General features: G+C 59.5%; 27 protein-coding genes and 1 other RNA gene. 24 read left to right on the top strand and 4 right to left on the bottom strand.

The features are described from left to right. The first annotated feature begins 4 nt into the window (after positions 1–4). The 10 genes from glyQ to rnpB all read left to right on the top strand — a co-directional run bounded on the left by glyQ (position 5) and on the right by rnpB (position 10,905). Positions 5–892: a glycine--tRNA ligase subunit alpha gene (glyQ, locus tag RWM61_RS06250; protein ID WP_313998621.1), complete on the top strand. Its 888-nt coding sequence runs from the start codon at positions 5–7 to the stop codon at positions 890–892. Continuing rightward, positions 885–2,969: a glycine--tRNA ligase subunit beta gene (glyS, locus tag RWM61_RS06245; protein ID WP_313998585.1), complete on the top strand. Its 2,085-nt coding sequence runs from the start codon at positions 885–887 to the stop codon at positions 2,967–2,969. Before glyQ ends, glyS begins: the two co-directional genes overlap by 8 nt. A gap of 76 nt (positions 2,970–3,045) precedes the next feature. After that, complete coding sequence (locus tag RWM61_RS06240; RefSeq protein WP_313998583.1) at positions 3,046–3,897, top strand: pyruvate, water dikinase regulatory protein; 852 nt, start codon at positions 3,046–3,048, stop codon at positions 3,895–3,897. Between the two features lie 99 nt (positions 3,898–3,996). Continuing rightward, on the top strand, positions 3,997–4,467 hold the full coding sequence (locus RWM61_RS06235; protein WP_313998582.1) for a YaiI/YqxD family protein: 471 nt from the start codon (positions 3,997–3,999) through the stop codon (positions 4,465–4,467). 39 nt (positions 4,468–4,506) lie between these two features. Continuing rightward, positions 4,507–6,342 carry a DNA primase gene (gene dnaG / locus RWM61_RS06230; RefSeq protein ID WP_313998580.1) on the top strand — a complete coding sequence of 612 codons (1,836 nt, stop codon included), beginning with the start codon at positions 4,507–4,509 and terminating at the stop codon, positions 6,340–6,342. A gap of 37 nt (positions 6,343–6,379) precedes the next feature. After that, positions 6,380–7,510, top strand: coding sequence for an RNA polymerase sigma factor RpoD (rpoD, locus tag RWM61_RS06225; RefSeq protein ID WP_313998577.1), 1,131 nt, complete (start codon positions 6,380–6,382; stop codon positions 7,508–7,510). A gap of 100 nt (positions 7,511–7,610) precedes the next feature. After that, entirely contained in the window at positions 7,611–8,438 is an 828-nt protein-coding gene (locus RWM61_RS06220; RefSeq protein ID WP_313998575.1) for a hypothetical protein, read from the top strand. Between the two features lies 1 nt (position 8,439). Then, complete coding sequence (locus RWM61_RS06215; RefSeq protein WP_313998573.1) at positions 8,440–9,222, top strand: class I SAM-dependent methyltransferase; 783 nt, start codon at positions 8,440–8,442, stop codon at positions 9,220–9,222. After that, positions 9,189–10,304, top strand: coding sequence for a Nif3-like dinuclear metal center hexameric protein (locus RWM61_RS06210; protein ID WP_313998571.1), 1,116 nt, complete (start codon positions 9,189–9,191; stop codon positions 10,302–10,304). Before RWM61_RS06215 ends, RWM61_RS06210 begins: the two co-directional genes overlap by 34 nt. A gap of 194 nt (positions 10,305–10,498) precedes the next feature. Beyond that, an RNA gene (gene rnpB / locus RWM61_RS06205) (RNase P RNA component class A) lies at positions 10,499–10,905 on the top strand. A gap of 373 nt (positions 10,906–11,278) precedes the next feature. On the opposite strand, the gene RWM61_RS06200 is transcribed toward rnpB, so the two are convergent. Continuing rightward, positions 11,279–13,150 carry a S8 family peptidase gene (locus RWM61_RS06200; RefSeq protein ID WP_313998568.1) on the bottom strand — a complete coding sequence of 624 codons (1,872 nt, stop codon included), beginning with the start codon at positions 13,148–13,150 and terminating at the stop codon, positions 11,279–11,281. Positions 13,151–13,331: 181 nt separating this feature from the next. On the opposite strand from RWM61_RS06200, the gene RWM61_RS06195 reads away from it, so the two are divergent. From RWM61_RS06195 to thiI, 6 genes are all read left to right on the top strand, one after another. Then, positions 13,332–13,832 carry a YpuI family protein gene (locus tag RWM61_RS06195; RefSeq protein ID WP_313998566.1) on the top strand — a complete coding sequence of 167 codons (501 nt, stop codon included), beginning with the start codon at positions 13,332–13,334 and terminating at the stop codon, positions 13,830–13,832. A gap of 54 nt (positions 13,833–13,886) precedes the next feature. Continuing rightward, positions 13,887–14,120, top strand: coding sequence for a DUF1540 domain-containing protein (locus tag RWM61_RS06190; protein WP_313998563.1), 234 nt, complete (start codon positions 13,887–13,889; stop codon positions 14,118–14,120). Next, positions 14,104–14,553, top strand: a complete 450-nt coding sequence (locus RWM61_RS06185; protein ID WP_313998561.1) for a hypothetical protein — start codon at positions 14,104–14,106, stop codon at positions 14,551–14,553. Before RWM61_RS06190 ends, RWM61_RS06185 begins: the two co-directional genes overlap by 17 nt. Positions 14,554–14,739: 186 nt before the next feature. After that, entirely contained in the window at positions 14,740–15,525 is a 786-nt protein-coding gene (locus tag RWM61_RS06180) for a lytic transglycosylase domain-containing protein (RefSeq protein ID WP_313998559.1), read from the top strand. Between the two features lie 141 nt (positions 15,526–15,666). After that, entirely contained in the window at positions 15,667–16,866 is a 1,200-nt protein-coding gene (locus RWM61_RS06175) for a cysteine desulfurase family protein (protein WP_313998557.1), read from the top strand. Then, positions 16,859–18,079 (top strand): tRNA uracil 4-sulfurtransferase ThiI, encoded by a 1,221-nt coding sequence (gene thiI / locus RWM61_RS06170; RefSeq protein ID WP_313998619.1) that lies wholly within the window; start codon positions 16,859–16,861, stop codon positions 18,077–18,079. Before RWM61_RS06175 ends, thiI begins: the two co-directional genes overlap by 8 nt. Positions 18,080–18,117: 38 nt before the next feature. Here thiI and RWM61_RS06165 read toward each other — a convergent pair whose 3' ends face one another. Next, positions 18,118–18,816 carry a TerC family protein gene (locus tag RWM61_RS06165; RefSeq protein ID WP_313998554.1) on the bottom strand — a complete coding sequence of 233 codons (699 nt, stop codon included), beginning with the start codon at positions 18,814–18,816 and terminating at the stop codon, positions 18,118–18,120. A 150-nt stretch (positions 18,817–18,966) separates the two neighbouring features. Between RWM61_RS06165 and RWM61_RS06160 the strand changes: the two genes are divergently transcribed. The 7 genes from RWM61_RS06160 to RWM61_RS06130 all read left to right on the top strand — a co-directional run bounded on the left by RWM61_RS06160 (position 18,967) and on the right by RWM61_RS06130 (position 24,427). Next, positions 18,967–19,620 (top strand): TerC family protein, encoded by a 654-nt coding sequence (locus RWM61_RS06160; protein ID WP_313998552.1) that lies wholly within the window; start codon positions 18,967–18,969, stop codon positions 19,618–19,620. A gap of 171 nt (positions 19,621–19,791) precedes the next feature. Beyond that, the gene (locus RWM61_RS06155; RefSeq protein WP_313998550.1) at positions 19,792–20,274 is read left to right on the top strand and encodes a hypothetical protein; all 483 of its coding nucleotides are present in this window, start codon (positions 19,792–19,794) and stop codon (positions 20,272–20,274) included. 93 nt (positions 20,275–20,367) lie between these two features. After that, a complete protein-coding gene (gene typA / locus RWM61_RS06150; protein WP_313998548.1) occupies positions 20,368–22,209 on the top strand; it encodes a translational GTPase TypA in 1,842 nt (613 codons plus the stop codon). Positions 22,210–22,227: 18 nt separating this feature from the next. Next, on the top strand, positions 22,228–22,551 hold the full coding sequence (locus RWM61_RS06145; RefSeq protein WP_313998546.1) for a YlaH-like family protein: 324 nt from the start codon (positions 22,228–22,230) through the stop codon (positions 22,549–22,551). 11 nt (positions 22,552–22,562) lie between these two features. Further along, positions 22,563–22,841 carry a hypothetical protein gene (locus RWM61_RS06140; protein WP_313998543.1) on the top strand — a complete coding sequence of 93 codons (279 nt, stop codon included), beginning with the start codon at positions 22,563–22,565 and terminating at the stop codon, positions 22,839–22,841. Positions 22,842–22,851: 10 nt separating this feature from the next. After that, positions 22,852–23,898: an LCP family protein gene (locus tag RWM61_RS06135; protein ID WP_313998541.1), complete on the top strand. Its 1,047-nt coding sequence runs from the start codon at positions 22,852–22,854 to the stop codon at positions 23,896–23,898. A gap of 76 nt (positions 23,899–23,974) precedes the next feature. Next, on the top strand, positions 23,975–24,427 hold the full coding sequence (locus RWM61_RS06130; protein WP_313998539.1) for a pyridoxamine 5'-phosphate oxidase family protein: 453 nt from the start codon (positions 23,975–23,977) through the stop codon (positions 24,425–24,427). Positions 24,428–24,466: 39 nt separating this feature from the next. Here the strand turns inward: RWM61_RS06130 and RWM61_RS06125 are convergent, their stop codons facing one another. After that, entirely contained in the window at positions 24,467–24,985 is a 519-nt protein-coding gene (locus RWM61_RS06125; RefSeq protein WP_313998537.1) for a YhcN/YlaJ family sporulation lipoprotein, read from the bottom strand. Between the two features lie 113 nt (positions 24,986–25,098). Here RWM61_RS06125 and RWM61_RS06120 point away from each other — a divergent pair, with 113 nt between their 5' ends. Further along, on the top strand, positions 25,099–26,430 hold the full coding sequence (locus RWM61_RS06120) for a PhoH family protein (RefSeq protein WP_313998535.1): 1,332 nt from the start codon (positions 25,099–25,101) through the stop codon (positions 26,428–26,430). A 40-nt stretch (positions 26,431–26,470) separates the two neighbouring features. Here the strand turns inward: RWM61_RS06120 and RWM61_RS06115 are convergent, their stop codons facing one another. Further along, positions 26,471–26,983, bottom strand: a complete 513-nt coding sequence (locus RWM61_RS06115) for a hypothetical protein (protein WP_313998533.1) — start codon at positions 26,981–26,983, stop codon at positions 26,471–26,473. Positions 26,984–26,998: the final 15 nt, after the last annotated feature.

Raw genomic sequence — 26,998 nt, 5'->3', positions numbered from 1 at the left:
GTCCATGAATTTTCAGGGCATGATCCTGACGCTGCAGCAATTTTGGGCGGAGCAGAACTGCATCCTCGTGCAGCCGTACGATACGGAGAAGGGCGCCGGAACGATGAACCCGATGACGTTCCTCCGCTCGATCGGTCCGGAGCCTTGGAATGTCGCGTACGTCGAGCCTTCCCGCCGACCGGCGGACGGCCGCTACGGCGAGAACCCGAACCGGCTGTATCAGCACCACCAGTTCCAGGTTATTCTCAAGCCTTCGCCCGACAATATTCAGGAACTGTATCTCGAAAGCTTGAAGCGGCTGGGCATCGATTCCGCGCATCACGATATCCGGTTCGTTGAGGACAACTGGGAGTCGCCGACGCTCGGCGCATGGGGCCTCGGCTGGGAAGTGTGGCTGGACGGGATGGAAATTACGCAGTTTACGTACTTCCAGCAGGTCGGCGGCATCGACGCCAATCCGGTCGCGGTCGAGATCACGTACGGTATGGAAAGGCTCGCTTCCTATATTCAGGACAAGGAAAATGTGTTCGATCTCGAGTGGGTGGACGGCGTAACGTACGGTGACGTCTTTCTGCAGCCCGAATACGAGCACTCGAAATACACGTTTGAAATTTCCGACGCGGCCATGCTGTTCTCGCTGTTCAATCAGTATGAGGAGGAAGCGAAGAAAACGCTGGAGCACAACCTCGTTTTCCCGGCCTACGATTACGTGCTGAAATGCTCGCATACGTTCAACCTGCTTGATGCCCGCGGCGCGATCAGCGTGACGGAGCGGACGGGCTACATTATGCGCGTTCGCAATCTGGCGCGCCAGTGCGCGGCCGTATACCTGGAGGAGCGCGAGCGGCTCGGCTTCCCGCTGCTGAAGAAAGGGGTGGAACAGCGTGGCTAAGGATTTGCTGCTGGAGATCGGCCTGGAGGAAGTTCCGGCCCGTTTCGTACGAAACGCAATGAACCAACTGAAGGACAAAACCGAGAAGTGGCTGGGAGAAGCCCGCATCGCGCACGGCGCGGTCGAAGCCTACGCGACGCCGCGGCGGATCGCGGTGCTCGTGCGCGAGCTGGCTGAGAAGCAGTCGGACGTGAGCGAGGAAGTGAAGGGCCCTTCGCGTAAAATCGCTCAGGACGAGTCCGGCGCCTGGAGCAAAGCGGCGCTCGGCTTCGCCAAAAGCCAGGGCGTGGAGCCCGAAGCGTTGTTTTTCAAAGAGCTGGGCGGGGTCGAATACGTGTATGCCAACAAGAGCAGCGTAGGCGTGGAGACGGCCGGCGTGCTGGCGCAGGGCCTGAAGGAGCTCATCACGACGATGGTGTTCCCCAAAAACATGCGCTGGGGCGCGCACGAGCTGCGCTTCGTCCGTCCGATCCGCTGGCTGGTCGCGCTGTTCGGCGAGGAAGTGATTCCGCTCGAGATTACGGGAGTCGAGAGCGGCCGCACGACTCGCGGCCATCGTTTTCTCGGCGAGGAGGCGACGATCGAACGGCCTTCGGATTACTTGGCGAAGCTGCGGGAGCAGCATGTCATCGCCGACGTGAAGGAGCGCGAGCAGCTCATTCTGGACCAAATCCGCGGGCTGGCCGCCGAGCGCGGCTGGGACATCGCGGTGAAGGAGGACCTGCTGGAGGAAGTGCTGTTCCTCGTCGAATATCCGAACGTGCTGTTCGGCACCTTCGACCCGTCCTTCCTGCGCATTCCGCAGGAGGTGCTGATCACCTCGATGCGCGAGCATCAGCGCTACTTCCCGGTGCTCAATGCCGAAGGCGCTCTGCAGCCATATTTCGTCACCGTGCGCAACGGCGACCGGACGTCGATCGAGCAGGTGGCGAGGGGCAACGAGAAGGTGCTTCGCGCGCGTCTGTCCGACGCGAAGTTTTTCTATCAGGAGGATCAGAAGCTGGCGATTGCCGATGCGAACGCCAAGCTGGAGACAATCGTTTATCATGAGGAACTCGGCACGACGGCCGACAAGGTTCGCCGCATAAGCGCCCTCTCAGACCGGATTGCGCGCCGCGTAACGCAGGAGCAAACGACGCTTGCGGACATCAGCCGCGCGGCCGACATTTGCAAATTCGACCTCGTGACGCAGATGGTTTACGAATTCCCCGAGCTGCAGGGCATTATGGGCGAGGATTACGCGCGCAAGGCGGGCGAGCGGGAGGCGGTCTGCAAGGCCGTGTTCGAGCACTACCAGCCGCGGTTCGCCGGCGACCGTACGCCGGGAACGCTTGTCGGAGCGGTCGTAAGCCTCGCGGACAAAATGGACACGATCGCCGGCTGCTTCTCGATCGGCATCATTCCTACCGGCTCACAGGATCCTTACGCGCTGCGGCGGCAGGCCGCCGGTATCGTGCAGATTCTGCTGGCTCACAAGCTGGAGGTGACGCTCGGCGAGCTGTTCGATATGGCGCTTGACGTGCACGAAGCGCGCGGCCTGAAACGCGAGCGGGGTGGAATTCGTATGGATATGTACGAGTTTTTCGCGCTCCGCGTCAAAAACGTATTGAACGAGCAGGGTATTCGTTACGATGTTATCGACGCGGTCATGGCGACCGGCTTCGACCGGCTGACGCTGACGATCGATCGGGCTTCGGCGATTGTGGCCGCCGTTACGGGACACAGCCTCGACGATTTCAAGGCGACGGTCGACGCCTTCAACCGTACGGCCAACCTGGCGGCGAAGGCGACGACGCGCGAGGTCGATCCCGGGTTGTTCGCCGAGGAAGCGGAAATAAAGCTGTACGAAGCATGGCAAAGCACGCATGAGCTGGTTGTACGGGCGCTCGCCGAAGGCGACGCCGCGGAGGCGCTCGCAAGGCTGTCAAGTTTGAAAGAGCCGATCAACGGGTATTTCGACGGTGTTATGGTTATGGTTGAGGATGAAGCGGTGCGCGCCAACCGGCTGGCTGCGTTGGCCGCCGTGGCGGGCGATGTCCGGCTGATCGGGGATTTCTCCAAAATCGTCTGGACGTAAGCCATAAGCTATAGCCGTAAGCCGTAAGCCGTAAGCCGTCGTAACGAGCCGACGATCCGTGGAAGGGGAGAGCGGAATGAGCAGGTCATGGATTGCAGCCGGCTTGAATGCCGAGATCGTCATTTATGTGCTGTCCGATTCGGCCGGCGATACCGGCGAGGTCGTCGTCAGAGCCGCGGTGGCCCAGTTCCATCCGGCATACGCCGATATTCGCCGGGCGCCTTTCGTGCAGGACGAGGGGATGGTCGAGAAGGTGCTGGACAAGGCGAAAGCCGAAAAAGCGGTGATCCTTTATACGCTCGTCATCCCCGGCCTCCGCGAATATATGGCCAGAAGGGCTGCCGAGCAGGGCGTTCCCGCGATCGACGTGCTCGGGCCTCTTATCGGGAGCCTCGAAAGGCAGACGGGGATAAAAGCCAGGCAAGAGCCGGGCTTGAATCATGTGCTGGACGCGGACTACTTCCGCAAAGTCGACGCGGTGGAATTCGCCGTTAAATATGACGACGCGAAGGACACGACCGGCGTCATGAAGGCGGACATCGTGCTGGTCGGCGTGTCGCGCACGTCGAAGACGCCCTTGTCCATGTACCTGGCGCACAAAAAGTTCAAAGTCGCCAACGTGCCGCTCGTTCCCGAGCTGAAGCTGCCTCCGGAGCTGTTCAAGCTCCCGAAGCACAAAATTGTAGGACTGACGATCGGCACGCATTACCTGAACATCATCCGCAAGGAGCGGCTGAAGGCGCTCGGCTTGCCGGACAATGCGCCTTATGCCACAACCGAGCGGATCGAGCGCGAGCTGGCTTATGCGGACGATGTTATGAGAAGGCTCGGCTGCGTCGTTATCGATGTCTCGCATAAAGCGGTAGAAGAGACGGCAAGCCTGATCATGGAATGCGTGCGCGGAAACGGGCTGTCAAGGGGCGAATGACTCAGGTCGAAAAGCTCGCTTTCAGGCAGGATTTTTAGGTCCGCCAGCGTATATAATAATAGAGGCAGGTACCTTTTTCCAGAGTGCGGTGATTCATCTGTGACCAATAAAGCTGCCCGCATCGTCGTTGATGCGGACGCTTGCCCCGTCAAGCAAGAAATCGCCGATACGGCCCGCGCCTTTTCCGTCCCCGTGCTGCTTGTGGCCTCGTACGACCATCTTCTCGAGCCGGAGCCGGGGGTCGAGATCAAGCAGGTGGACAGAAGCAGCCAATCGGTCGACCTGTACATTTCGAACCTCGTGGGTCCCGGCGACATCGTCGTCACCCAGGATTTCGGCTTGGCGACGGTGGCGCTCGCCAAACGGGCGGTGGTGCTGTCGAACCGGGGGCAGCGGTACACCGACGGGACGATCGATTTTCTGATGGAGCGGCGGCACGAGCAGGCGAAGACGCGCAGAGGCGGCGGCAGGACGAAGGGCCCCAAGGCGATGACGGCCGAAGACCGGGCCCGTTTTCAACAAAAGCTGACAAAAGTTTTGGCCGGCATGCAGGAGAATAGTGAACCGTAGCGAATAGTATTACGTGTTATTAGGATGAAGGTGATAGGGATGACCGGCGGCAGAATTCCCGAGGAGGCGATCGAAGCCGTCCTCAAGCATCACGATATCGTCGGAACGGTCGGCAGGTACGTTCATCTGAGCAAAAGCGGGAAATATATGAAAGGGCTTTGCCCTTTTCACTCCGAGAAGACGCCTTCGTTCACCGTCACGCCGGAGAAAGGGATTTTCCATTGCTACGGCTGCGGGAAAGGCGGAAACGCCATTCATTTCACGATGGAGATCGAGGGCTACTCGTTTCCGGAAGCCGTCCGCGCGATGGCGGAGGAAGCGGGCGTGCCGGTCACATGGGGATTATCGCATCCTTCGGGAGAACATACGGCCGAGCAGAAGGACCGCAAGATTCTTCTTGAAGCGCATGACTATGCGGCCCGTTACTACCATTACCTGCTTCTCAATACCGAATTCGGCATAGCGGCCAAAGCTTACCTCCGCGAGAGAGGGATGACGGACAAGCTGATCGATCAATTCATGATCGGTTACGCGCCGGATCGTTGGGACGCGCTCGCCAAATTTCTGGAGAAGCGGGATTACAATCTTGCTCTTATGGAGCAGGGGGGGCTGCTCTCGGCCAAGAACGACGGCTCCGGTTATGTCGACCGGTTTCGGGACCGGATCATGTTTCCGATTCGGGACCGGGACGGGAAGGTGATCGCCTTTGCGGGTAGGGTGCTGGGCGACGGGCAGCCGAAATATTTGAACTCGTCCGATTCGATGCTGTTTCACAAAAGCCGCAGCCTGTACAATTTTCACCAGGCGCGGGCGTCGATCCGCAAAAGCCGCAAGATCGTATTATTCGAGGGTTATATGGATGTCATCAAGGCCTGGAACGCCGGCGTTCCTAACGGTGTCGCGACAATGGGCACGGCATTTACCGAGGAGCATGCGGAAATGATGCGCCGCAACGCCGACGAGGTCGTCATCTGCTATGATGGTGACGACGCCGGACAAGCAGCCGCCCTCAAGGCGATCCCGATGCTGGAGAAGACGGGGATGCGCGTATCGGTTGCGCTGCTGCCCGGACGGAAGGATCCCGACGAATACATCGCGGAATACGGACCCCAGTCTTTTCTTCGCGAGATTATGGACCAGCCGGTATCGGTTACGAAATTCAGATTAATATTTTTGCGAAAAAGCCATAAACTCCTAGAAGAAGAAGGACGCAAAAATTACGTCCTGGAGGCGGTCCGGATCGTGGCGGACTTGGACTCGCCCACCGAACGCGAATTTTACCTCAAGGAGCTTTCCAAGGAGTTCGGTCTCACGCTTGACGTATTGAAGCAGGAGTGCTTCCAGATCCGCGAAACGACGCAAAAAGTGCGTCCGCGAAGGGATAAAGACGAACAATCGTGGAATAATGGTATGAATGAAGTACGCCGTACGTCCGATCGTCCTCCCGTCATGCCTGCACACTATCAGGTCGAACGCAGGTTATTGTACTGGATGATGCAGGACGCCGAGGCCGCGGAGCTCGTTCACGACAGGCTCGGCGATGCGTTTAATGTGGAGGATCATGCGGCTTTGGCCGCTTACCTATATGCTTATTATTCCCAAGGAAACGACCCGGAGGTCAGCCGGTTCATCGCCTCGCTCCGGGATGAACGGCTTGAGAGGACCGCAACGTCCATCCTGAGCATGGATGCCGTCCCGCCTTACGACGGGAGCGTGCTGGAAGCCTATGTGGCGGACGTCCTGAAGCAGCCCAAGCTTCGAGAGCTGGAAGAACGGAAGGAAGAATGGGTGAGGGCGGAACGGTCGGGCGACGTAATCCGGGCCGCGCAAATTGCATTTGAGATTACAACCCTAGAGAGACAGTTGAGAAGCTGAACGGCATGAACGTGTCTAGGGAGGAGGGAGTCGGAGTATGGCGAACGATCAACATACGGAACTGGATGCGGAACAGAAATTGGAAATGGTGAAAGACCAACTGATCGAGCAGGGCAAGAAGCGTTCCTCCTTGACCTACAAGGAAATCATGGAGAAGCTGTCGCCCTTCGATCAAGACCCGGAGCAGATCGATGAGTTTTTCGAGCAGCTCGACGATGTGGGCATTGAGGTGGTGAACGAGAACGAAGACGATCATCACCCGCTCGGAGGCAGCAACGACGAGGAACGGGAGAACGACGAATTCAACTTCGACGACGATTTGGCGCTGCCGCCGGGCATCAAAATCAACGACCCTGTGCGGATGTATTTGAAGGAAATCGGCAGGGTGCCGCTTTTGTCGGCGGACGACGAGGTCGAGCTCGCGAAGCGGATCGAGAACGGCGACGAGGAAGCGAAGCGGCGGCTCGCCGAGGCGAATCTTCGGCTTGTCGTAAGCATCGCGAAGCGGTATGTAGGACGAGGCATGCTTTTCCTCGACTTGATTCAGGAGGGCAACATGGGCCTGATCAAGGCGGTCGAGAAATTCGACTACCAGAAGGGCTACAAATTCAGCACCTACGCCACATGGTGGATTCGCCAGGCCATTACGCGGGCGATCGCCGACCAGGCGCGGACGATCCGCATTCCGGTTCATATGGTGGAAACGATCAACAAGCTGATCCGGGTGTCCAGACAGCTGCTGCAGGAGCTCGGCCGCGAGCCTACGCCGGAGGAAATTGCCGCCGAAATGGATTTAAGCACGGATAAGGTGCGGGAGATCATGAAGATCGCGCAGGAGCCGGTGTCGCTGGAGACGCCGATCGGGGAAGAGGACGACTCGCATCTGGGCGATTTCATCGAGGATCAGGAGGCGCTTGCCCCCGCCGATGCGGCGGCCTATGAGCTGCTGAAGGAGCAGCTTGAGGATGTGCTCGATACGCTGACCGAGCGCGAGGAGAATGTGCTGCGGCTGCGTTTTGGCCTCGACGACGGACGGACGCGCACGCTGGAGGAAGTCGGCAAGGTGTTCGGCGTTACGCGCGAGAGGATTCGCCAGATCGAGGCGAAAGCGCTCCGCAAGCTGCGCCACCCGAGCCGGAGCAAGCGGCTTAAAGATTTTCTGGAGTAAAACGGAGACCATACGACCTTTCTGCGGCTGCAGTCAGGTCTTTTCTTTCATTTTCCGCGGGTATGGCTGAACGACACTTGGGCTGGGGGATACGAGACGGATGAATGATGAGCGCCGCAGAACCATCGTCAGGGAAATCGATTATTGGCGGCGGAGCAAGCTGCTGCCGGAGCAATATTGCGATTTTCTGCTTAACCTGTATGTAGACCAACAAACGGAGCGTGCGCCCGCAGGCTTCACAGGTAGAGCGGCGGCCGCGCTCGGCAAATCCAGCGGCAAGCAGTGGCTCCTTGCATTTGGGGCTTTTTCCTTGATCTCCCTAGTTGCTTTATATTTTAACGCTTTTCACCCTCTATTGCAAACCGGGTTGGCGCTGACGGCGGTGCTCGGGCTTCTGCTGTTCGGTCAACGCTGCCGCGCCAAGAACGAAGCGGCGGGGCTGGCCTATATCGGGCTCGGAATGTTCTTCCTGCTGGGAATCGGACTTTATATGCTCCGTCTGCACGGTGTGGACGGCTGGGGGGCGAGCAGCGCGTTTTTGACGTTGTGCGGCTTGTTCTGGATCGTCTTCGGAATCGGAGCCCGTATTCCCATCCTGCATTTTTCCGGATGGGCCGCGTTGATTCTCGTCTACGCGGTGCTGCTCGCGAAAAGCGCGGCGGGAACGGAGTGGTATCAGGTTCAGCTGTATTGGGTTCCGGGCGCGTTCGTGTTCGGCTGGCTCAGCTGGTTCGTCCGCAGGTGGTCGAAGCCCGCCTCGGCCGTGCTGTTCGTTACCGGGGCGCTGCTCTGGTTCATGCCGGAGGTGCATACCGCGTTTTTGCTCGATGAGCAGGGCTGGATTCAGCTTCAATTAATCGTTAAAATGGCTTTGGGCGGAGCGATTCTGTTCGCCATCAGAAAACAAGTGATTGCGTGGGTTGCCTGACATGTTGAAATTATCCAAACGGCTGCTGGCCATCGCCGATCTCGTGCCGCCGGGCGCGCGCGTCGCGGACATCGGATCGGATCATGCGCTGCTGCCCGTTTATTTGGTTCAGAGCGGCAAGGCGGCAGGGGCTATTGCGGGAGAGCTGAACGAAGGGCCGCTTCAGGCCGCGCGGAGCCAGATCGCCGCCGCCGGCTTGTCCGGCCGGATTGCGGCCCGGCAAGCGGACGGACTTGCGGCTATTGAAGCGGGAGAGGCGGACTGCGTGACCATCGCCGGTATGGGCGGCGCGCTGATGTCGGCCATTTTGGCGCATGGGGAGGCGGCGGGCAAGCTGCGGGGCGTAGGGACGCTTGTTCTGCAGCCGAACGTCGGTGAGGATGCGGTTCGCGAGTGGCTGCTGGACAGCGGCTGGTATTTGGCCGGCGAGCGGATTTTGGAGGAAGACGGCAAAATCTATGAGGTGCTGCATGCCGTCAAGGTCTCCGACGCCGGTCCGCTGAACCGGGCATTGTACGATGCGGCTTTCCTGCCGCTTGCGCGGCCGCAAGAGCAGAAACGTGAGTGGCTGATCCGCATGGGCCCTTGGCTGCTGCGGCAGCCGGATGGCGTTTTGGTGCGGAAGTGGGAAAGCGAGCGGGACAAGCTGCGGGCCATCTGCCGCAGCATCGAGCTTTCCGAACAGGCGGAAGCGCGCGGCAAAAGCGCCTTGCTGAGAGGGCGCATCGATACGATCGGGGAGGTGCTCGCATGTTTGCACACGGTCAAACCGTTGCACAATTGATGGAAACGCTGGCGCCGAAGCATTATGCGGTCGAGGGCGACAAGATCGGCCTGCAGGTCGGCACGCTGCAAAAGGAAATACGCAAGGTGCTGGTCGCTTTGGACGTGACGGACGCCGTCGCGGACGAGGCGATCGAAGCCGGCGCGGATCTGATTATTGCGCACCACGCGGTCATTTACCGCCCTCTGGCCAAGATCGACACGGCGACGCCGGCCGGCCGCCTGTATGAGAAGCTGATCAAGAACGATATCGCCGTCTATATCGCCCACACGAATCTGGATGTGGCGGAGGGCGGCATCAACGACTGGATGGCGGAGCTGCTCGGCTTGGAAGGGCGCGACGCCTTGGAGGAAATCCATACGGACAAGCTTTATAAGCTCGTCGTGTTTGTTCCGGAAGGGCATCACGAGAACGTGCTGGAGGCCGTCTGGAACGCCGGCGCGGGCGTAATCGGCCGCTACAGCAAGTGCAGCTTCAACATGGAAGGCATCGGCACTTTCCTTCCCGGGGACGACACGGATCCGTTCGCGGGCGAGCCGGGCAAGCTGGAGCGGGCCAAGGAAGTGCGCGTCGAGACCGTCGTTCCGGAGCAGGTCCGCCGCAAGGCGGTACAGGCGATGCTCAAAGCGCATCCTTACGAGGAAGTCGCTTACGATTTGTATCCGATGGATCTGAAAGGGCGTTCGTTCGGTCTCGGGCGCGTCGGGAAGCTGCCTGCGGCGGTTCCGCTGTCGAAGCTCGCGGACGACGTCAAACGCGCCTTCGGCGTGCCGTATGCCCGTGTCGTGGGCGATCCCGACAAGCCGGTTCGCAAGGTGGCGGTGCTCGGCGGCTCCGGATCGCGGTACGTGCGCCACGCCCTGTTCGCCGGCGCCGATGTGCTCGTTACCGGAGATATCGATTACCATACGGCGCACGATGCGCTTGCCGCCGGAATCGCGTTGATCGACCCCGGCCATAATGTGGAGAAGATCATGAAGGCGAAGGTCGCCGAATGGCTGACGGGTGCCTTGACCGAGCGCAAATACGTCACCGACGTCGTCGCATCGGCGGTGGACACCGAGCCGTTCCGGTTCGTATGAGAAGGCTGTGCGTCATGCTCCGCCCAACACCGCCCAACACCGCCCAACACCGCCCAACGCCGCCCGCCGCCGCAATCTGTTCTTGCTGCACGCGATGACGCCGGCCGTCGCGGAGGCGCAGATCGTTCCCAGCGCTGCCAAACGATCACGGTTGAGCTTTAGACGGATTCCTAGTATACTTACTAGTACGACGGAAAGTTTGACAGACAATCGCCGGCGGCTTCGCGCTGCGGGAGGAAAGTCCGGGCTCCATAGGGCAGGATGCTGGATAACGTCCAGTCAGCGCGAGCTGAAGGATAGTGCCACAGAAACGGACCGCCGATGGCCGGCATGCCGGCACAGGCAAGGGTGGAACCGTGGTGTAAGAGACCACGAGCGGCGTTGGTGACAACGCGGCTGGTAAACCCCATCCGGAGCAAGACCGAAGAGAACGCGGCGGCGCGCGAGCGCCGCAGTCTTGGCCCGAGACGCGTTCGGGTTGGTTGCTTGAGCCGCACAGCAATGGGCGGCCTAGATAGATGATTGTCGCTTCAATGGTGGGAGGGTCGTTCCCGTACAGACCACCGGAAGTACAGAACCCGGCTTACGGCAAACTTTCCGCAACGACGGCAGCACGACCTTCAAGGACTCCGGTCCGGGCGAGGTCTTTTTTATTTGTTGCAAAGACAAAACCTCCAAGATCACTTTACGAAGTGATTTTGGAGGTTTTTTTGTTGATGCGTTAACGGCATGCAGTGCCGTTAACGGGCATTTGCGAGCATTAGACCCTAGGTTAGCGGCACATCGTGCCGCTAACCAAACGAAACCGATGGATTGGGGTGACAATTGCGATATTAGCGGCACGCCGTGCCGTTAGCCGGACGTTTTCCGGCATTTGACCGCCGTTAGCGGCATGCTGTGCCGTTAGCCGGACAACAGCCGGTTAGCAGGACAACAGCCGGGCCGGCGGGAAGGCCGCCCGTCCTGCGCCTTCGTTATTCGGCGCGGACGCCGAATCCATATCGCGCTTTCAGGGAGGCGATGCGGCGCTCCATGCGCTGCGCTAGGCCGCCGAGAGAATCGGCCGATTGGTCGGCCGATTCCAGTGCGCGCGCGACGTCGATCTGTCCGTATCCGAAATAAACGTCCTTGCCTTTGTCGCCGAGATCGGTTGCGGAGGTTCTCAGCAGCTCCATAACCTCGACGTTCGTCAGCGCGGGATTGACCGAGCGGATCAATGCCGCAAGCGCCGTTACATGCGGACTGGCCATCGACGTTCCTGACAAGGCCGCGTATTGATTGCCCGGATAGGTGCTCGGAATATTGTCGCCGGGCGCCGCGACGTCGATATAATCCCCATAGTTGGAGAAGGCCGCCTTCCGGGCGCGGGCGTCCGTCGCGGCGACCGCTACAACCTCGGGATAAGCCGCAGGGTAGCCGGGACGGTCCGTGTCGTCGTTGCCGCTCGCAGCGATCAGCACGACGTCCCGGTCGTACGCGTAGCGGATCGCATCCTGCAGAAACATGGCTGAGGCGTAATTGCCGAGACTCATGTTAATTACTTTTGCGCCGTGGTCGGTCGCCCAAATGATACCCTCCGCCACCGAATAGGTCGTGCCTGCTCCGGTGGCGTCCAGTACTTTAACCGGCATGATTTTGTTATACCACGACATCCCGGCCACGCCCTCGCCGTTGTTGACCGAGGCGGCGATAATGCCCGCTACGTGGGTGCCGTGTCCGACATCGTCGTCCGGCGCGAGATTGTCGTCGATCATGTTGAGGCCTTCCGCCAGCTTGCCGACGAGGTCGGGATGGTCGGCCTGCACGCCGGTGTCCAGCACGGCTATCTTCACCTCTTCGCTGCCTTTGGACAGGTTCCAGCCTTTTTCCGTCTCAATCTGCGGAAGATTCCACTGATATTGCGCGTACAGAAGATCGTTCGGCACGATCGGCTTGCCGTCGCCGCCTGGCGATTCATCGGCCTCCTCGTTCGTTAAATACAAATAGTGCGGCTCCACATATACAGGCTTCCAACTTTCGGCAAAATAGCGCATCAACTTCTCAACGTCCATCGATTTGGACGTGAAAACATGCGTGTAGCCCAGCTTGCGCACGGCTTTGCCGTCGATCTGCCGCATGATGGCGTTCATCTGTTCGTCCGAGGGCGGCGTGCGAAAGCGGACGACCACCTCGTCGATATGATAATGGCTGGCGTTTCCGTTATCCTGGCCGCTCTTGACGGTGATATCCCTGGTCGTATTCGGCTCCGCCGATTCGGTGCGGTACCTGCCTTCCGAAGGATAGGGAACGAGACGCAGGTTGCGCTTCTGCTGGCGTTCCACTTGATCGACGATATCCTGCCGGACGACGCCGGCCACGCCTCCTCCCCGGTTGCCGGGAACCGCCAGCACGAGGTAGCGGTGGCCGCCGTGAAGCAGGGGAGCGGATTCGTATTGCGCGCCCCGCCGTGCCGCCCGCTCCGCCTGATCGAGCTCGCGGACGATGCTCCGATCCTGTCCAGGCGGAATTTTGCCGGCTTCGCTCCGCCTGCCCTCAGGCCCGGTCATCCGTGCATACTCCATATGCGGATGCGATCGGAGCATCCGCTTCATTTCGGCGTCGCCGCCGCCGTTCGCCAGCTTACGAAATTCACGGACGCATTCCAGCGTGCACAGGCGCGCCGTCGCCTGGGCGTCGCGCCGTACCGCCGCCGCTTTGAACCGCTGCTCGCTTGCAGCCGGACGGGGCTCGCCGCCGTTGTCGGGCCTGCGGCCCGTGTCGTCATCCTGCCAGGGGGTGAAGGTGGCGAGCAGCAGGGCGGCCGCCAACGCGAAACCGAAACCGATCCATTTACGTCTCCGCTTCATCTCAATCCCAACCTCCAAACTTATCGAACCGCATGCGTTTAGGTTTTGAAGCGTGACGGGAAAATATACGGACGCGCGGGGGGTGAATCCAAGCTACAATTTCCTTGTATTTTGTGGTACCATGTTGATGATGCGACAGACGAACCTGACTGTTTCGGAACTTGAAGGGGGAACACCGATAATGCCATCTGCCAATGTTAAACAGCTTAGCGAATCCGCGCACGACAAATTGAAACAGGCGATCAGCCAATTGGAGCCTTTTTTGAATGAAAACGCGCTGCCTCAACTGACAACGGCCGAGGACGGAGAACAAACGACGGCGTTCTACAAAGGACTGCTGTCCGACCTGCGTCATCTGCTCGTTTTCACGGAAGTGGCTTACGAGAAGCTGGGCGTTGCGCTGCGCAGGGCCAACTTCGATATCGAATTTGCCGAGAGGGCGCTGTATGAAACCTATCACAATTGTGTGAACGCTTATTTTTACCCGAAGAATGAAGGCTATTCCGAGGACGGGCGATACGCGTATACCGGACAAGACGCCATTCGCTTCCGGGCGAAGCCGGTCCGGGCGGCCCGAGACATCGTGCTCGGCGTCTCCAAGATTTATGAAGACCTTCGCGAGGAACTGGCGTATTACGAAAGCGAATATATGACCCACCGCAGAATGCAGGGGCAAAAATAAGGCAGGCATAGGTCACCTCCGTCAAGGGAAACTTGATAACGGAGGTGATTTTCTATGCCGGAAGGCGTAAAATGCAGCGTATCGAACTGCACCTATTGGGGCGAAGGAAACAAATGTGTAGCGAATTCGATCATGATCGATATCGACAAGCATGCGTCCGCCGATTACAGTTCGGAATTCGCCGAGGGGCTCGGCACGGATCATCGGGATACCGCCAAAAATGCGTCCGTCACTTGCTGTCACACCTTCGAGCAGAAGAAGGAGTATCGCGATGAGCGAAATCGATGAACGTACCGGACAAATATCGGCCGACGGCCGGCCTTCGGCTTCGATCCGCGAGCTCGGGATAAATGCGGATACCGACAACGAGGAGATGGCAGCCGAAATTTCCGTGCCGCCGACCGGACTGCGAACTCCTGGCGCGATTTCCCCGACCTATGGCCTTCCCAGCGCGAATGCGGAGCGGGAGGCGGGGCGGCCGCCGGTCGATGCGCGTTCGGAGCAGGCCGGCGCCGCGCGCATAGCGGGTTGGTTTGCGCTGGCTTTCGCGATCGCTTCATTGTTCGTATGGCCGCTTCTGCTCGGTTTGACCGCCGCGGCTATCGGATATTACGCATTCCGCCAAGGCAGCAAGGGGCTCGGCGTCTGGTCGATGACGATTGGTTTGTTGGCCGCCGCCGCGTACATCGTTTTTATTCCGATCACCTATTTGCTCTCATAGCACCGAGCACGGCGGGCGATCATTCGTCCGCCGTTGTTCTCCATGTCGCCCCCCGATTTAGGTCCAAGGCGCGCCGGCGCCGGCTCGGGCGATTATGGTCGAATTCAGGACTAGGCGCGGGCGTTGAAAACGTGTAAAATAAATGCATGCTTGTTTTTGCTTTTAAGGATTCATCGGGAGGCCGAAATGAACAGCGTAGATCCGCGTTTAATAAAAACGATGCTTCAGTACCGACTAACGCCGGGCGTCGATTTGTCGTCGCCAGGCGGTTCCGGCTTGTCTTCCGTCGCCGCGGGAGGAGGCACGCCGTTCGCTGCGGTGCTCCGGCTGATGCTCGCCGACGCCGATCCGGCCCCGGACGCGTTATTCGGCGGGAGCCTCGGCGACATTGCCGGCGCGTCGCTTCCGGTGGCTCTGGTCGGCTTGGGCGATGCCGCCGTTCAGCCTGCGGCGGGCGAACTGCCGATTGCCTACATCGGTCCCGGCACGGCGACACCGCCGGCGTTCGTCGGCTTTGGCGCGATCGATACAGCCGCCGGATCTTCCGCCGGCCGGCCGGCCGACTTCGAGGAGCTGATTGCGCAGGCTGCCGCCCGGCACGGCGTCAATCCTTCGCTCATCAAGGCCGTCATCGATACGGAATCCAATTTTAATCCGAATGCCGTTTCATCCGCCGGAGCCAAAGGGCTTATGCAGCTGATGGACGGCACCGCCCGTGGTCTGGGCGTAACCGACTCCTTCGACCCGATGCAGAACATCGAAGGGGGAACCCGTTTTCTGTCGTACCTGCTGGATAAATACGCCGGCAATACGAAAGCGGCGCTCGCCGCTTATAACGCGGGACCGGGCCGGGTAGACAGGCTCGGAATCCGAACGGATGCCGATGTGGAGAACAACCTGGCGAACCTGCCGGGGGAAACGCAGCGTTACGTCGGCAAGGTGTTGAAGGCAATGGATCGGTACGTCGTTTGATTCGGGCACTGCGTACCGCAGCGGCAGCGCCGCATGAACCATCATGATCGCCTCTAGGCGCGGTCGCTCGACGGGAGCGGCTGCGATAGAGGTTTTTCGTTTTGTCGATGGGATTACGACAGAGAGAGAGGGGGGATCGTTGTGCTGTACTTTGATCATTGCGCCTCGACGCCGCCGCACGAAGAGGTGATCCGGACGCTGGCGGACGTCATGAAGCTGCATTACGCCAATCCGTCTTCGATTCACAGGGCAGGCGCCGAGGCGGCCAAGCTGATGGAGAGATCGCGCGTGCTCGCGGCTGGGCTGTTCGGCACGAAGCCGAAGGAGTGGGTTTTCACATCCGGCGGAACCGAAAGCAACAATCTTGCGGTAAAAGGCGCCGCCCGCGCGTTCCGCTCCCGCGGCAATCATCTCGTCACCTCGCAAATCGAGCATCCGTCCGTTTACGAGGCGTTTCGTTCGCTCGAGCGCGAGGGCTTCCGGGTTACTTATATTCCGGTGTCCGAAACGGGGCATATTGATGTGCGCGACGTTCAGGCCGCATTGACCGACGACACGATACTGGTAAGCATAATGCACGTGAATAACGAGACAGGCGCGATTCAACCGGTCGAGGCGATCGGGCGGCTGCTGAAAGGCAGGCCGAAGACGCTGTTTCACGTGGATGGCGTGCAAAGCACGGGCAAGCTAGCGGTTGAACCGGTAGACTGGGGCATCGACCTGTTCACCGTATCGGCGCATAAGCTCAGGGGTCCGAAAGGCGCGGGCTGGCTGTATGTGCGCGACGGCGTCGGCCTGGAGGCGCTGCTGCACGGCGGAGACCAGGAGGGCGGTTTGCGCGCGGGAACCGAGAATGTGCCGGCGATTGTGGCGTCGGCCAAAGCGCTGCGTTTGGCCATCGAATCGCAGCCCGAGCGCGAAAGCCGGATGTATGCGTTGCGGGCGCGTTTGCTGCGGGGGATCGACGGCATTGCCGAGCTTGTGCCGAGCGGGCCGGCGGCGGAGGCGGACGAAGGCGGACGCGGCACCGTCGACGCGCCCATGGCTCCGCATATCGTTCATTTTTGTTATCCCGGCATGAAGCCGGAAGTCGCGATTCATTTGCTTGAAAAGCACGGCGTCGTCGCCTCCACGAAATCGGCCTGCTCCTCCAGGCAGGACAACCCGAGCCGCGTCCTGCTTGCGATGGGACGGGAGGGGGCCTGCGCAGCCGGCGGTATACGGCTCAGCCTGGGGGACGAGCACGACGATCGGGCTATTGACTTGTTGACGGAACGGCTGGCGACGGTCGTTCGGAAGCTCAAGCCGCTTGAAAAGAGAGGTGCGGAACGCGATGTTTGACAGGGTGCTGCTCCGGTTCGGCGAATATATGGTCAAGGGCAAAAACAGAGGGCGATTCGAGGCGCAGATGCTTCGCCACGTGCAGGCGTCGCTGCGGTCGTTCGGTCGGCTGACGGTTACGAAGACGTACGGCCGGATATACGTTGCTTTGAACGGCGAGTGTTACGAAGCCGTCGCAGAGCGGCTGAAGGATTTGTTCGGCATCTCGTCTTTCAGTCCGGTCAAGCGGGTCGAGTCGGAGCTGGAAGCGATCCGTGAAGGGGCGCTTCAAGTCATGCGGCTGTTCCCGGACGCCGAACGGACCTTCAAGGTGTCGGTGCGCAGGGTGTGGAAAGGTTTTCCGCACGATTCGCAGGAAATGAATCATCTGGTGGGCTCGCATGTGCTTCGCGCGACCCCGGGGCTTAAGGTGGACGTTCGGCGTCCCGACGTGGAGCTAAGGGTGGAGATCCATCCGAAGGACACGTACATTTACAGCGATGTCGTGCCGGGCGCCGGCGGATTCCCTTATGGAACGAACGGCAAGGCCGTGCTGCTGCTCTCGGGCGGCATCGACAGCCCCGTTGCCGGCTGGGCGGCGATGCGCAAGGGGCTGGAGATCGAGGCGGTCCATTTTTACAGCTATCCGTTTACGAGCGAGCAGGCGAAGGATAAGGTCGTCGAGCTTGCGAAGCGGCTTTCCCGGTTTGCGGGGAGACCGCTGAAGCTGCACCTGGTTCATTTTACCGATATTCAGACCTCGTTCGCCCAGGCCAAGCAAGACCGGCTGATCATTACGCTCATGCGCCGCTCCATGCTGCGGATCGCGGAACGCATCGCGCTGCGTGAAGGCGCGCTTGCGATCGTGACCGGCGACAGCTTGGGCCAAGTCGCGAGCCAGACGCTAGGCAGCATGAATGTGATCGGGCGAACCGTCGATCTGCCGCTGCTCAGGCCGCTGGTCATGATGGACAAGCAGGAAATTATAGCCTTGGCGGATCGGATCGGAACGTATGAAACGTCGATCCTGCCTTATGAGGATTGCTGTACGCTGTTCGTGCCGCAGTCGCCGACAACGAATCCGAACCTTCGGGTGATCGAGACGGTCGAGTCCCATATTCCGGGTCTCGGAGAGATGGTGGAGCGGGCGATCGCGGGGACGGAGACGTTAAAGCTGACGCCGGAGGATGCGGGCGCGGGTTTGACGGGCGCGGGCAAGGACGAGTGGTTCTGAATAGGCAACCCGGCAAGCAAAAAAAGCAGAGATCCCGATTAGTGGGATTCTCTGCTTTTTTGCGGTGCGGGCCGATTGGCGCGCGCTTTGTTGCTCCAATAGCCGGCCAGCAAAATGACGACGATCATGACGGCCTCAAAGGAATATTTCACGGCGCCGCTGTCGAATACAAACGCCATCTTCTTCTCGTTCGTTATCATTTTGGCGGCCGTATAGGCGAGAACAGCGGAACCGAGGTATACGATCCATGGAAACCTGTTGATCAGCTTGATGAACAGCGTGCTTCCCCAGACGACAACCGGAATGCTGATCAGCAAGCCGAGAATGACAAGCGTCAGTTCCCCTTCCGCCGCGCCCGCCACCGCAATGACGTTATCGATGCCCATGGCCGCGTCGGCGATGATGATCGTCTGCACTGACTGCCAGAGTGTATTGCCCGCCTTGATGTCGTGCCCGCCTTCCTGTTGCACCAGCAGCTTGTAGGCGATCCACAGAAGTAGAAGACCGCCGACGAGCATAAGCCAAGGCACGTTCAGGAGATAAACGACGAGCACCGTAGCGATGATGCGGATACCGACCGCGCCCGCGGTCCCCCAAAGAATCGCCGATTTCTGCTGCTGTTTCGGCAGGTTGCGCGCCGCCAATCCGATGACGATCGCATTGTCACCCGCCAAGACAAGGTCGATAAAGATGATGGTCACCAAAGCCGTCCAAAATTCGGGTGAAAAAAAATCCATGCTTGTCCTCCCTCTCCGTTGTGTTCTGCGCATACCTCTTCTTATACGCAGACGATTATAATAGGATTCAACAATCTTTGGCAAGGTTGCCGGCCAAGCATATCCCCGTCCCGTCGGACATACATTTGTCTAACGAGGAGGGAGAGCGCGTTGGAAAGTCTCGTCACCTTTGTGGAAATCATGCTGATTAATGTGCTGCTCAGCGGCGATAACGCGGTCGTGATCGCCATGGCAAGCCAGAATTTGCCCGCCCATCAGCGCCGGCGGGCGATTTGGTGGGGCGCTTTTGCCGCTATCGCTCTCCGCTGCGCGCTGACGCTCGCGGCCGTTGCGCTGCTCCGGGTTCCGTATCTGCAGGCGGCCGGTTCGGTCATGCTGTATGCCATAGCGGTCCAGCTGCTGCTTGATTCGAGCACGCACGCGGAAGGGCCGAAAATCCGAAAATCCGCCACGCTCGCTTCCGCCGTCCGGACGATCGTCGCCGCCGATTTCGTGATGAGCCTGGACAACGTGCTGGCGATCGCGGCGGTTGCGGACGGCGAGCCTGTTCTTATCGTGCTCGGAATCGTGCTTAGCATTCCCTTAATTATTTGGGGCAGCAAGCTGGTCGGCTCGCTTCTTCATCGTCTGCCTCAGCTTGTATTCGCCGGAGCCGGCTTGCTCGGCTTCGCGGCGGGCAAAATGCTCGTGCACGACCCCGGCCTGCGCCCTTTGTTCGCCGGCTTGCCGGCCGCGTCGGAGGCCATACCCGTGCTGTCCATTCCGCTCGTAATCGTTATTTACCTGTTATGGCGCCGGGCGTAACGCCTTCAGGCGCTCTTTTTTTCGATATGACTGGTTTTTTAGATGCAGTTCCTTTAAACTAGAGAAAGAAAAACATGTCGTCTTTCGTCTGAGATCATCGCCTTGGGACGTGCGACGGCGTTTGTTGACGTTCGTCTGTCAGCGAGCGGACGGTGTGAGCGGGGGAGACAGATGTCAAGAAACCAATATTCCGTCGGCATCCTCATATTGGCGGCCGGCGTCGTTATTTTGCTCGGAAAGCTCGGTGTTTTCAGCTTTATCGGCAATCTGTTCTGGCCGCTCTTGATCCTGATTCCGGGCGTGCTGCTGCATGTGTTCTTCTTCGGCCGCATGCTGCCTTCCGCCGTATTGGTGCCGGCCGGCATCCTGTCGACGTATGGGCTGCTGTTCCTTTTCGGCAACATCGCGGGCTGGGGCAGCATGCGCTATCTGTGGCCGGTTTTCATTCTGGGGGTGGCCATCGGGCTGTATGAATATTTTTTGTTCGACATGTCGAAACCGCGCGGCGCGCAGGTCGCCGCTATGGTACTGGCCGTCGTTGCGCTGGCGTTCTTCGGGATGATGCTGCTCTGGAATGGAGGCGTGTATTTTATCGCAGTCGCGCTGATCGCGCTCGGCGCCTGGCTCGCGTTCGGCCGCCGCCACCGCTGGTGACGAACCGAATGCCTCCCGTTCGTTTCAAGTCTCAAGGTCCTTAACGTTTTTCGATAACAGAAAACCCATTAGAGAAAGGAAATACCTTTTACCATGCTGGCAAGAGAAAACATCCGCAACATCGCGATTATCGCGCACGTCGACCACGGCAAAACGACGCTCGTGGACAAGCTGCTTCAACAATCCGGCACGTACCGCGACAATGAACTCGTGCAAGAGCGCGCCATGGACTCCAACGATCTGGAGCGGGAGCGCGGCATCACCATACTCGCGAAGAATACGGCCATAACGTATAAAGACTATTTGATCAATATCGTCGATACCCCTGGCCATGCCGATTTCGGCGGCGAAGTCGAACGGATCATGAAAATGGTGGACGGCGTGCTGCTGGTCGTCGACGCGTTCGAGGGCTGTATGCCCCAGACGAAATTCGTTCTCCGCAAGGCGCTCGAGCATAACCTTACGCCGATCGTCGTCCTGAACAAGATCGACCGTCCCAACGCCCGTCCGGCGGAAGTCGTCGACGAGGTGCTGGACCTGTTCATCGAACTGGGCGCGAACGACGAGCAGCTGGAGTTCCCCGTCGTGTACGCATCGGCGCTTATGGGAACGTCCAGCCTGGACGCCGACAAGCAGGATGAGAACATGCAGGCGCTGTATGAAACGATCGTCAGCCATATCCCGTCCCCTACGGAAAATGTCGACGCGCCTCTGCAGTTCCTCGTCACGCTGATGGATTACAACGAATATTTGGGCCGGATCGCGATCGGCCGGGTTAATCGCGGCGTCATCAGGCAGGGCCAGTCGGTCGCCGTCATGACGCGCGAAGGCGGCACGAAGCAGGCGCGCATCGAGAAGCTGTTCGGCTTTCAGGGCCTGAAGCGGATTGAGGTGGCCGAAGCGGGCGCGGGCGATATCGTCGCGATCGCAGGCATTAAAGAGATCAACATCGGCGAGACGATCGCCGATCCGGCGAACCCGGAAGCATTGCCGGTGCTGAAGATCGACGAGCCGACGCTGCAGATGACGTTCCTCGTCAACAACAGCCCGTTCGCAGGCCGTGAAGGCAAGTGGGTTACGTCCCGCAAGCTGCGGGAGCGTCTGATGTCGGAGCTGGAGACGGACGTGGCGCTGCGCGTCGACGAGACGGACAGCCCGGACGCGTTCGTCGTATCCGGCCGGGGCGAGCTGCATCTCGGCATCCTGATCGAGAACATGCGCCGCGAAGGCTATGAGCTTCAGGTTTCCAAGCCGGAGGTCATCATCAAGGAAGAGAACGGCAGCAAGGTAGAGCCGTACGAGAGACTGGTCATCGACGTGCCTGAGGAAAGCATGGGCGCGGTTATGGAGAGCCTCGGCACGCGCAAGGCCGAGATGGTCAACATGGTCAACAACGGCACCGGCCAGGTGCGTCTGGAGTTCATCATCCCGGCGCGCGGACTGATCGGCTACCGCACGCATTTCCTGACGCTGACCCGCGGCTACGGCGTGATGAACCATGCGTTCGACAGCTACGGTCCGCTCGCGGGGAGCGGCGTCGGCGGACGCCGTCAAGGCGTGCTGGTCTCCAGCGAAACGGGCAAATCGACCTTCTACGGCATGATGTCCGTCGAGGACCGCGGCGTCCTGTTCCTGGAGCCCGGCACGGAAATTTACGAAGGCATGATCGTCGGCGAACACAACCGCGACAACGACATCATCGTCAATATATGCAAGGAGAAGGCGCTGACCAACGTTCGTTCCGCAACGAAGGAAGACACCGTCAAGATGAAGACGCCGATCATTTTCACGCTGGAAGCGGCGCTCGAATATTTGAACGACGACGAGTACTGCGAAATTACGCCGAAGTCGATCCGCCTGCGCAAGAAGATCCTCAACAAGAGCGAGCGCGAACGCGCGGAGAAGCACCGCAAAATGGCGCAAGCCGGCGTATAGACGGGGAGGCGGGTTCCGGTGCAGCAATGGCTGAGCGAACAGCCGGTCGTTTCCTATTTTCTGATACTGGGGTTCACCATTTACATTTTCAATAAAGTATTTCGCGCCCGGCAGCGTCTGCCGATCTTGAAAGAAGTGCTGGTGCACGTTCTGATGGCGGTCGGCAGCCTGGTGCTGCTCGTGCTGCAGATCGACAAGCTGCCGATCATCCAAAGTATGGCGGTGGCCGTCGCGATGATGCTCATGCTGCGCGGCCGCCAGCTTTACGACAAGTGGAAGGGCAAATCCGCCGGCAAGGCCGGCCGCGAAAGCGACGCCGGCCATGACGCGGGCGGCAATTAAGGAGGAGCGGCATGCGGTTCGAGGACGCGCTGTTCAACTGGCTGCAAATTCAAATTGTCGTGGACGGCAGGCCGGACGATAACGCGGCGGTGGAGACGCGTGATTTTTTCCTGCAGATTCTAACGGAGGACCACGGTGTGACGTCGGTCGCCATCGCGAAGGTTGACGCTACGATGATTCATGTGAAATACGAGCGGGAAGGCCGCACGAAGACGCAATTCATTCCGAGGGAAGCCGGCGAACAGCTGCTGGCCGATATCGCGTCCAACCCGAAATACAACGGACAGTGAAGGTGGAATCATGAACTCTGGTACGAATTTGCCTCCGCGGGGGGCTTCCAGGCAGGCGTACACCGCGCCTGCCAATGGACGCCGTTTCCGGTGGGGGCGGTTTTTCTTTATTTTATTTTTTCTCGTCTTGCTTGCGGCTGCCGGGTTTCTTGCGTATTTGTTTTTTGAGACGAAGGGCGCCATTACGGATATGAGCACGGATAACAACAACGGCGAGGTAACCGTTGTGCCGCAGGATCAGTCCGTCAAGGTGAAACCGACCGCGATGCTGCTGCTCGGGCTGGATAACCGCAAAGAAACCGGCAGCATGAATACGGACGTCCTGATGGTGGCGGCGTTCAATCCCGAGACGAAATCGGCGGTCGTCGTGTCGATTCCGCGCGATACGCGGATCGAGCTGGACGGCTTCAGCTCCCGCAAGGCCAATCAATATTACAGCCGGTTCCTGAGCGCCGCCCGAGAGAAAGACGGACTTGAAGGGATCGCGGCGGAGACCGAAGCCCGCAACGAAATGAAGGAAATGTTCGGGCAGTACTTCGACATTCCGATCCAATACTCGGCGGTCATCAACTTCAAAGGGTTCTCCGACGTTGTTGACGCGCTCGGCGGCGTCGAGGTTAACGTCGATATGGATATGCGTTACCGGGACACCGCGGACGGAACCGATATTGACTTGAAGGCCGGCTTTCAGGAGCTAGACGGCAATCAGGCGCTCGATTTCGTCCGTTACCGCAAATCGAACAACGGTACCGGGGAATCGAGCGACTTCGAGCGGAACCAGCGACAGAGCCAGGTGCTCGGAGCGCTCACGGACAAGATGAAATCGCTCGGTGGCGTGGCCAAGCTCGGTTCGGTCATCGAAGCGGTCGGGAACAATATGACGATGGATATGCCTTCCAAGGAAATCGAAGCTTTAATGACGACCTATTTCGGGATCGGCAAGGAGAATATCCAGTTCATTCCGTTGGAAGGCACCTGGCGCAGCCCGTACGTCTATCCGGACGAGACGAAGCTTTCCGAAGCCAAAGCGGCGCTCAGGGCCAAACTGGCCGAGTGACGGTGGAACATCCCGGCGCGTTGTGCTATAATGGAAACCATAACCACCCAGTCCTGCTTGCGAGGAGGTCATGCGGATGACCGAACCGAATACCGCACTATCCGAAGCCTTGTTCAACCAGCTGCAAAGCGAATCGTTCGTCCTTCTGCACACCATCGACGCCGAGAGCGGCAGCCCGACGTCGAACGCGATCTCGTGGGTTTATGCCGTCGACCCGGGCCGTATCCGCTTTGCGGTTGACGGACGCTCCAGACTGGTTGCGAATTTGGCGGCCAATCCCGCCGTCTGCGCAACGCTGTTCGGCTCCGGTACGGTGCACGCGGTCTACGGCCGCGCGGCGATCGTGGCGGAATCGCTGGAGGGCGTGCCGTTCAAGCTCGTATGCTTCGACATCGCGGTTTCCGCGGTTCGGGACGCCATGTTTTACGGCGCTCGCGTAACGGTTGCTCCCGAATATGAGAAAACGTATGACAAACGCGCCGCAGACAAGCTTGACGGACAAGTGTTTGCGGCGATGAAAAAAGCCTAGTGATGCCATCACTAGGCTTTTTGTCTGTTTAAGGGGCATTCAGGATTGTCCGGTTTCGCCGTCATCGCCGGGGGAGGCGTCACGCGGCAATTGCGGAATGATGCGGCCGATAATGTCCGACATCTCCTCCGCGAAGCCCGCGGCCGGCCGTCCCTTGTCGATGTCGGCGCGCATTTCGCGGATGCGGGCCGCCAAATCCATATCGGCGGTTACAAAAGCGTTGACGCCGTACGGATCGTGGCGCAACGCTTCGGCCACGGAATATTTGATCGTTCCGACACGGCCGCGATCCAATCGTTCGTCCACGTCGATCCCCACGACGGCGGTATTGCCGATGACAACGCAGCGCGCGTCCTTGACGCCGGCAATGCCGGTCGCGAGCGATTCCAGATGAGCGGCAACGGCGTTTGGGTCGCCGATTTTCTTTTTCTGCGGCGCGGTTTGTTGGGCGGTAACGCCCGGATTATTTTGCGGAGAGGGTGATGTCTCGTTACGGGCGCCGGCCCCGCAGCCTGCGAGCAGGCAAACGGCCAGCATCCAGACGGCCCATTTCATCATATCGCCACCTTCCTTTCAGTCACAAATCAAGTATCGTCCTTAGCTTGACCGTAATGAAACGGTGTTATGTACACAAAAAAACCTGAATATTCCGACGCCGGGAGGTTTCCACGATGAAAAAAATATTCGTGCTCGACACCAATGTGCTGCTCCACGATCCGCAGGCGATCTTCGCATTCGAGGACAATGAGGTCATCATACCTGCCGTGGTGTTGGAAGAGATCGACTCGAAGAAGAGGCTCGCCGACGAGCTCGGCCGCAATGCGCGGCACATCTCCCGCTTGCTGGACGGATTAAGAGACGAAGGTCATCTTCATGAGGGGATAACGCTCCAAGGCGGAGGCTTGCTGAAGGTGGAGATCAACCACCGCAGCTTCCTGCGCGTTCAGGAAATGTTCGGCGAAATGTCGAACGATAACCGGATTCTCGCCGTGGCGCTGAATTATTTGCTGGAGGAGGCGGAGAAGGAGACGCCGAAACGGGTTATTCTGGTCAGCAAGGACGTTCTCGTGCGGGTAAAGGCGGACGTGTTCGGGCTGCCCGCCCAGGACTATCTTTCGGACAGAACCGTTGCGCCGTCGGACATTTACGCGGGTTATATCCATATGCACGTCCATCCTTCGGTAATCGACGAATTTTATACGTACCGGTTCCTGGCGGTGAAATTGCTGCCCGCAGCGTCATCGCTGCTGCCGAACGAGTTCGTTATCCTGCGCGATGAGATGGGCACCTCCAAGTCGGCCCTGCTCAAGGTATCGGCGGACGGCATGAAGCTGGAGCCGCTCTATATGAGCAACGATCCGGTGTGGGGGATAACGGCGCGCAACGCACAGCAGCGGATGGCGCTGGAGCTGCTGCTAAACGACGACATTCCGCTTGTCACGCTTTCCGGCAAGGCGGGCACGGGCAAAACGCTGCTTGCGCTTGCCGCCGCCCTTATGAAGGTGGAGGATGAGCATAAATATAAGAAGCTGCTGATTGCAAGGCCGGTCGTGCCGATGGGCAAGGACATCGGGTATTTGCCAGGGGAAAAGGACGAGAAGCTGCGGCCGTGGATGCAGCCGATCTATGATAACCTCGAGTTTCTGTTCGACACGAAAAAAGCCGGCGACATCGACAAAATCCTGATGGGACTCGGCAGCATCCAGGTCGAGGCGCTGACTTACATTCGCGGGCGTTCGATCCCCGGCCAGTTCATCATCATCGACGAAGCGCAGAACTTATCCAAGCATGAGGTGAAAACGATCGTATCGCGCGTCGGCGAGGGCAGCAAAATCGTCCTGCTCGGCGATCCGGAGCAAATCGACCATCCGTATCTGGACTCGGTCAGCAACGGGCTGACGTATATCGTCGAGCGGTTCAAGCGCGAAAGCTTGAGCGGCCACATCACTCTCGAGAAAGGCGAGCGCTCCAAGCTTGCGCAGCTCGCGGCCGATCTGTTGTAGCTTTTTACCGACACCGGCATCATGAGAGTCAGATACAATCTTATTGGGGCTTATCGCGGTCGACGGCGACGCAGCGGTAAGCCTTCGCTATGCGCCCGGCGAGCTCGTCCAGTTGGCGGTCGACGGCGAACAGCGTCCCGGAGCCGCCGCCCGCCGGCTTAAAGGCAGCGGTGTGCTCTTTGAGCTGCCGGGCAGCCTGGGCGGGCTCCGCATCATCGCGGGCGCCCGTTTCAAGAGAGATCAGCTTGGCGAGCGACAGATCGAGAAACAGATTGCCCGATCGGGTTTCCACGCCATAGTCGGTCCAGGAGCGCGCAAGCTCCCAGCCTTCCTCTTTGGCGCCGAGCAGCAGCCATGGGCCCGTATCCGCCGGCACCTTGTAGTGGTCGAGCAGTTGTTCAACCGCTTCGCGGCCTTCTTCATAGACAAAAAGCAGCGACCGGTCGCGGTCGGCCAGCGCGTTCGTCTCCGCCAGTTTCTTCACGATTTGCGCATAAAAGCCGGGCAGCTTGCCTTCCGGCAGCCGCAGCTCCATCCCATGCACTTTTTTCATCTTTCCCCGCCTCCG

Origin of the sequence: uncultured Paenibacillus sp. (assembly GCF_963515335.1) — a bacterium.
GTDB lineage: Bacteria > Bacillota > Bacilli > Paenibacillales > Paenibacillaceae > Paenibacillus_I.
The sequence above is the reverse complement of the archived record's forward strand: the minus strand, read 5'-3'. Positions and strand labels throughout refer to the sequence as shown.

Bases quoted from the DNA above. Each gene is read 5' to 3' on its own strand.
- glyQ (WP_313998621.1), top strand. From the start codon at position 5: ATGAATTTTCAGGGCATGATCCTGACGCTGCAGCAATTTTGGGCGGAG.
- RWM61_RS06240 (WP_313998583.1), top strand. From the start codon at position 3,046: ATGAGCAGGTCATGGATTGCAGCCGGCTTGAATGCCGAGATCGTCATT.
- dnaG (WP_313998580.1), top strand. From the start codon at position 4,507: ATGACCGGCGGCAGAATTCCCGAGGAGGCGATCGAAGCCGTCCTCAAG.
- rpoD (WP_313998577.1), top strand. From the start codon at position 6,380: ATGGCGAACGATCAACATACGGAACTGGATGCGGAACAGAAATTGGAA.
- RWM61_RS06220 (WP_313998575.1), top strand. From the start codon at position 7,611: ATGAATGATGAGCGCCGCAGAACCATCGTCAGGGAAATCGATTATTGG.
- RWM61_RS06215 (WP_313998573.1), top strand. From the start codon at position 8,440: ATGTTGAAATTATCCAAACGGCTGCTGGCCATCGCCGATCTCGTGCCG.
- RWM61_RS06210 (WP_313998571.1), top strand. From the start codon at position 9,189: ATGTTTGCACACGGTCAAACCGTTGCACAATTGATGGAAACGCTGGCG.
- RWM61_RS06200 (WP_313998568.1), bottom strand. From the start codon at position 13,150: ATGAAGCGGAGACGTAAATGGATCGGTTTCGGTTTCGCGTTGGCGGCC.
- RWM61_RS06195 (WP_313998566.1), top strand. From the start codon at position 13,332: ATGCCATCTGCCAATGTTAAACAGCTTAGCGAATCCGCGCACGACAAA.
- RWM61_RS06190 (WP_313998563.1), top strand. From the start codon at position 13,887: ATGCCGGAAGGCGTAAAATGCAGCGTATCGAACTGCACCTATTGGGGC.
- RWM61_RS06185 (WP_313998561.1), top strand. From the start codon at position 14,104: ATGAGCGAAATCGATGAACGTACCGGACAAATATCGGCCGACGGCCGG.
- RWM61_RS06180 (WP_313998559.1), top strand. From the start codon at position 14,740: ATGAACAGCGTAGATCCGCGTTTAATAAAAACGATGCTTCAGTACCGA.
- thiI (WP_313998619.1), top strand. From the start codon at position 16,859: ATGTTTGACAGGGTGCTGCTCCGGTTCGGCGAATATATGGTCAAGGGC.
- RWM61_RS06165 (WP_313998554.1), bottom strand. From the start codon at position 18,816: ATGGATTTTTTTTCACCCGAATTTTGGACGGCTTTGGTGACCATCATC.
- RWM61_RS06155 (WP_313998550.1), top strand. From the start codon at position 19,792: ATGTCAAGAAACCAATATTCCGTCGGCATCCTCATATTGGCGGCCGGC.
- typA (WP_313998548.1), top strand. From the start codon at position 20,368: ATGCTGGCAAGAGAAAACATCCGCAACATCGCGATTATCGCGCACGTC.
- RWM61_RS06140 (WP_313998543.1), top strand. From the start codon at position 22,563: ATGCGGTTCGAGGACGCGCTGTTCAACTGGCTGCAAATTCAAATTGTC.
- RWM61_RS06135 (WP_313998541.1), top strand. From the start codon at position 22,852: ATGAACTCTGGTACGAATTTGCCTCCGCGGGGGGCTTCCAGGCAGGCG.
- RWM61_RS06130 (WP_313998539.1), top strand. From the start codon at position 23,975: ATGACCGAACCGAATACCGCACTATCCGAAGCCTTGTTCAACCAGCTG.
- RWM61_RS06125 (WP_313998537.1), bottom strand. From the start codon at position 24,985: ATGATGAAATGGGCCGTCTGGATGCTGGCCGTTTGCCTGCTCGCAGGC.
- RWM61_RS06120 (WP_313998535.1), top strand. From the start codon at position 25,099: ATGAAAAAAATATTCGTGCTCGACACCAATGTGCTGCTCCACGATCCG.
- RWM61_RS06115 (WP_313998533.1), bottom strand. From the start codon at position 26,983: ATGAAAAAAGTGCATGGGATGGAGCTGCGGCTGCCGGAAGGCAAGCTG.